7 protein-coding genes and 1 pseudogene are annotated in these 4,252 nt (G+C 60.6%); 1 reads left to right on the top strand and 7 read right to left on the bottom strand.

Annotation, left to right across the window (positions count from 1 at the left end; translation table 11 throughout):
- From Q8Q83_RS06130 to Q8Q83_RS06100, 7 genes and pseudogenes are all read right to left on the bottom strand, one after another.
- Positions 1–192: pseudogene (locus tag Q8Q83_RS06130) on the bottom strand (UDP-N-acetylglucosamine 1-carboxyvinyltransferase); the annotation flags it as partial.
- A gap of 22 nt (positions 193–214) precedes the next feature.
- Positions 215–454, bottom strand: a complete 240-nt coding sequence (locus Q8Q83_RS06125) for a BolA family protein (protein ID WP_305622058.1) — start codon at positions 452–454, stop codon at positions 215–217.
- A 133-nt stretch (positions 455–587) separates the two neighbouring features.
- Entirely contained in the window at positions 588–896 is a 309-nt protein-coding gene (locus tag Q8Q83_RS06120) for a lipid asymmetry maintenance protein MlaB (protein WP_305622056.1), read from the bottom strand.
- Positions 893–1,525: a phospholipid-binding protein MlaC gene (locus Q8Q83_RS06115; RefSeq protein ID WP_305622054.1), complete on the bottom strand. Its 633-nt coding sequence runs from the start codon at positions 1,523–1,525 to the stop codon at positions 893–895. The genes Q8Q83_RS06120 and Q8Q83_RS06115 overlap by 4 nt, the downstream gene beginning before the upstream one ends.
- A gap of 16 nt (positions 1,526–1,541) precedes the next feature.
- The gene (gene mlaD, locus Q8Q83_RS06110; RefSeq protein WP_305622052.1) at positions 1,542–2,012 is read right to left on the bottom strand and encodes an outer membrane lipid asymmetry maintenance protein MlaD; all 471 of its coding nucleotides are present in this window, start codon (positions 2,010–2,012) and stop codon (positions 1,542–1,544) included.
- Positions 2,012–2,809 carry a lipid asymmetry maintenance ABC transporter permease subunit MlaE gene (gene mlaE / locus Q8Q83_RS06105; RefSeq protein ID WP_305622050.1) on the bottom strand — a complete coding sequence of 266 codons (798 nt, stop codon included), beginning with the start codon at positions 2,807–2,809 and terminating at the stop codon, positions 2,012–2,014. Before mlaE ends, mlaD begins: the two co-directional genes overlap by 1 nt.
- Positions 2,809–3,618: an ATP-binding cassette domain-containing protein gene (locus Q8Q83_RS06100; RefSeq protein WP_305622048.1), complete on the bottom strand. Its 810-nt coding sequence runs from the start codon at positions 3,616–3,618 to the stop codon at positions 2,809–2,811. The genes mlaE and Q8Q83_RS06100 overlap by 1 nt, the downstream gene beginning before the upstream one ends.
- Before the next feature lie 248 nt (positions 3,619–3,866).
- On the opposite strand from Q8Q83_RS06100, the gene Q8Q83_RS06095 reads away from it, so the two are divergent.
- Positions 3,867–4,252, top strand: a 386-nt coding sequence (locus Q8Q83_RS06095) for an SIS domain-containing protein (RefSeq protein ID WP_305622046.1), incomplete at its 3' end; no start/stop codon positions are given.

The following is a 4,252-nucleotide window of genomic DNA, read 5'->3' as shown; positions in this document are numbered from 1 at the left end:
CGGCTCGATGCCCATGCGCCCGAACAGCTCGATCATGGTGGTGATGTCGTGCAGGTGCGGCAGGTTGCAGATGGTGACCGGGGCATCCCCCAGCAGAGTGGCGGCGAGAATCGGCAGGGCGGAGTTCTTCGCCCCGGAAATGCGGATTTCGCCATTGAGGCGCACGCCGCCGGTAATAATCAGTTTGTCCATAGTTCTCTCGTCGCCCGCAGGCTTAGGAACGCGCGGCCCAATCGGCACGGCTGAAGAATTTCATGCTCACCGCATGGATGCTGCCATCGGCAATCCAGGCATTCAGGTGAGCGTAGATCTGTTGCTGACGCTTGACCGGGCTCAGGCCGGCCAACTCATCACTGATCAGATTCAATTGAAAGTTGCAGCCTTCGCCCTCAACTTCCACCTGGGTATTCGGCAATTTAGCCTCCAGGAGGCTCTTCACTTCTAAGGCCTGCATGCTCAACCTCGATCAATGCATGGAGTAACGACAGCAGAGCGGACGCTCGCGGGCCGAGCATCATACAAAAAAGCCCCCCGCCTGCGAACCCCGCATTGCCACCGGCCGACCGAAACCCGGCCGGCGCCGCGCCTCAAGCCTCCAGCGGCAACACCTCGAGCAAGCCGCAGACGCCGGCAATCTCGCGCATATCCTCGGGCAGGCCGCGCACGCTGAGGCTTTTGCCCGCCGCGCTGGCATCGCGCATAAAGGCCAGCAACAAGGAGAGGCCCACGCTGCTGGACTTGGCCACAGAGGCGCAGTCGATCACGCAGACGCCGCCCTGGCTGGCGCCGATCAGGCGAGCGCCCTGCTCGCGCAGCGCCGGCGCACTCAGGTAGTCGAGCTCCCCCGCCAGCTGCAATACACCTGGCGCCAGCTCGCTGATAGCGGCCTGACTCACGACTCACCCGTGCTCTGACGGGCCTTGGCCACTGTATCGGCCCAGGTGTCGATGACCTTGTTCAGGTCGTTGCCGTTGTTCTGCATGGACTGGGCGAACTGGTCGCGAAACAGCTTGCCGACGTTGATCCCGTTGATGATCACGTTACGCATCTTCCAGGTGCCGTCCAGGCTGACCATGGTGTAGGACAGGGGGTACAGCGCGCCATTGCCGTCCTTGATTTCCATATTGACCGCCGTGCGCTGCGGGTCCTGCTGACCGCTGACCGGCAGCACGCGGATATCCTGGTTGTTGTACTCGAGCAGGGCATTGCCATAGAACTGCATCAGGCTGCGCTTGAAGTTTTCCTGGAAGCGCGTCATCTGCTCCGGCGTGGCCTTGCGGGAGAAACGCACCGTCATCACGCCGCGGGAAATGCCATCGACATCCACCACCGGGCCGAGAATGTTGTTCAGCGCGTTATAGAAGGCCGCCGGATCGGTGCGGTATTGCTCCTTATTGGCCTTGAGGTCTGCCAGCAACTCGGTGGTGGTCTGCTGCACCACCTCATGGGCGGCCGGCGCCGCGAGGACGGACAGCGACATAAGCGTCAAGCAAAGGAAAAGACTGTAGCGCAGTGCCTTGATCATCTGAGGTATCCCCTTATTAATTGGCCGGGTCTTTATTGACCGAATTGAGCAAGAACTTGCCAATCAGGTCTTCCAATACAAGTGACGACTGAGTGTCCTGAATGGTTCCGCCGTCGCGCAGCACTTCCTCATCGCCACCCACGCTGAGGCCGATATATTTTTCGCCCAACAGGCCAGCGGTGAGGATGGAGGCCGTGGAGTCCAGCGGCAGATTGTCCACCTGCTTATCCAGGACCATGGTGACGCGCCCGGTGTAGCTGTCGCGATCCAGGTCGATCGCCGTCACCTTGCCGATGGTCACCCCGGCCATGGTCACCTTGGATCGGACCGTCAGTCCGGCGATATTCTCAAAGTGCGCATACACCTTGTAGGTGCCATCGCTCGCTCCCATGCTCAGGCCGCTGACCCGCAGCGCCAACAGCAACAAAGCCAACAACCCGGCCAACATAAACAAGCCGACACCCACTTCCAGCGTGCGGTTCTGCATCAGAAATCTCCAAACATCAAAGCGGTCAGAATAAAGTCCAGCCCCAACACGGCGAGCGAGGCATACACCACGGTTTTAGTGGTGGCACGGCTGATACCTTCCGAAGTCGGCTCACAGTCATAGCCCTGGAACACGGCGATCCAGGTCACGACAAAGGCGAAGACCACGCTCTTGATCACGCCATTGAGCACATCTTCGCGGAACGAAACACTGCTCTGCATATTGGCCCAGAACGAGCCTTCATAAACCCCGAGCCAATCGACGGCGACCATGGCCCCACCCCAGATGCCGACCACGTTGAAGATCATCGCCAGCAAGGGCATCGAAATAAAACCGGCCCACAACCGCGGCGCGACTATGTATTTGAGCGGATCGACGCCGATCATGGCCAGGCTGGACAGCTGCTCGGTGGACTTCATATTGCCGATTTCCGCAGTCAACGCCGAACCGGCGCGCCCGGCGAACAGCAACGCGGTGACCACCGGTCCCAGTTCACGCAGCAGGGTCAGGGCCACCATCTGCCCCACCGCCTGCTCCGAGCCGTACTTGGCCAGGATGCTGAAGCCCTGCAGCGACAGCACCATGCCGATAAACAGCCCCGACACCACTATGATCGCCAGGGACATCACCCCCACCGAGTACAGCTGCTTGATCAGCAGCTGAAAGCCATTGCCCCGTGAGCCGCCGTCAGATAGCGCGTGCAGCAGAAACAGGCTGGAACGGCCCAGCGTGGCGACCACATCGATACCGGCTCGACCGAACAGACGAATACGTTCGAGCACAGATGTCTTGCGCATCAGCGCCCCCTCAATAGATCGTCGCGGTAATTCGCCGCCGGATAGTGAAAAGGCACCGGACCGTCCGGGATACCCTGCATAAACTGGCGCACCCGCGGATTGTCCGAATTCATCAATTCATCCGGCGTGCCCTGGCCCAGCACCTGGCTGTCGCCCACCACATAGAGGTAGTCGGCGATGCTGGCGGTTTCCGCCAGGTCGTGGGACACCACTATGCTGGTGATGCCCAGCGCATCGGTCAGCAGGCGAATCAAACGCACCAGCACGCCCATGGCGATCGGGTCCTGACCGACGAATGGCTCGTCGTACATCAGAATCTGCGGGTCCAGGGCGATGGCACGGGCCAGCGCCACGCGGCGCTTCATGCCGCCCGACAGCTCATCCGGCATCAGATCCAGGGCGCCACGCAGGCCCACGGCCTGCAATTTCATCAGCACGATGTCACGAATCATTTCTTCCGGCAGCCGGGTGTGCACACGCAGCGGGAAAGCCACGTTCTCGAACACATCCAGATCGGTAAACAGCGCACCGCTCTGAAACAGCACGCCCATCTGCTTGCGCATATCGAACAATTCACTGCGCGACAGGCTCGGCAGATTCACCCCGTTGACCCAGACCTCGCCCTGCGTCGGCTTGAGTTCGGCGGCAATCAGGCGCAGCAGAGTGGTCTTGCCGCACCCGGAAGGCCCCATGATGCCGGTGACCTTGCCGCGCGGAATGCGAATATCGACATTTTTGAATATATCCCGCTCGCCGCGCTTAAAGCTCAGGCTTTTCAGCTCGACTGCATAGGGATTCTCGGCGCTCATCTGGACTCCTTGCTAAAAGCTTGCCTGACAGACGCATCGCCTCGGGAAAAGGGCACTACAACCGTCGAACGGACCGAAAATGGGCGCGAACTATAACACCAGGTATTTGCCCGCCCAAAGTTCAACATGGGGCTGCAGATCACAGTCTGATCCAGCGCCCGAGCACCGGGCCATGGTGGAAGTGCTGGGCAGGCGCACCTTTCCCGCTATAATCGTCGCCTTTTACTCAGCACGCCCCTTGAGACGCCATGAGCCAGTCCAACGAATTACTCCAATCTGCGCAGCGCACCATTCGCCTTGAACTCGAGGCCATCGAGGACCTGCTGCAACGCATCAACGGCGACTTCGTGCGCGCTTGCGAGCTGATCCTGGGCAGCAAGGGCCGGGTTGTGGTGGTGGGCATGGGTAAATCCGGGCATGTCGGCAACAAGATTGCCGCCACCCTGGCCAGCACCGGCACCACGGCGTTTTTCGTCCATCCGGCCGAAGCCAGCCACGGCGACATGGGCATGATCACCCGCGATGACGTGATTGTGGCCCTGTCCAACTCCGGCACCACCAACGAAATCGTGACCCTGCTGCCGCTGATCAAACGCCTGGGCATCAAGCTGATCAGCATGACCGGCAACCCGGA

It is taken from the genome of Pseudomonas sp. (assembly GCF_030696055.1).
In the GTDB taxonomy this organism is placed as follows: Bacteria; Pseudomonadota; Gammaproteobacteria; order Pseudomonadales; family Pseudomonadaceae; genus Aquipseudomonas.
The sequence above is the reverse complement of the archived record's forward strand: the minus strand, read 5'-3'. Positions and strand labels throughout refer to the sequence as shown.

Bases quoted from the DNA above. Each gene is read 5' to 3' on its own strand.
- mlaD (WP_305622052.1), bottom strand. From the start codon at position 2,012: ATGCAGAACCGCACGCTGGAAGTGGGTGTCGGCTTGTTTATGTTGGCC.
- Q8Q83_RS06125 (WP_305622058.1), bottom strand. From the start codon at position 454: ATGCAGGCCTTAGAAGTGAAGAGCCTCCTGGAGGCTAAATTGCCGAAT.
- Q8Q83_RS06115 (WP_305622054.1), bottom strand. From the start codon at position 1,525: ATGATCAAGGCACTGCGCTACAGTCTTTTCCTTTGCTTGACGCTTATG.
- mlaE (WP_305622050.1), bottom strand. From the start codon at position 2,809: ATGCGCAAGACATCTGTGCTCGAACGTATTCGTCTGTTCGGTCGAGCC.
- Q8Q83_RS06100 (WP_305622048.1), bottom strand. From the start codon at position 3,618: ATGAGCGCCGAGAATCCCTATGCAGTCGAGCTGAAAAGCCTGAGCTTT.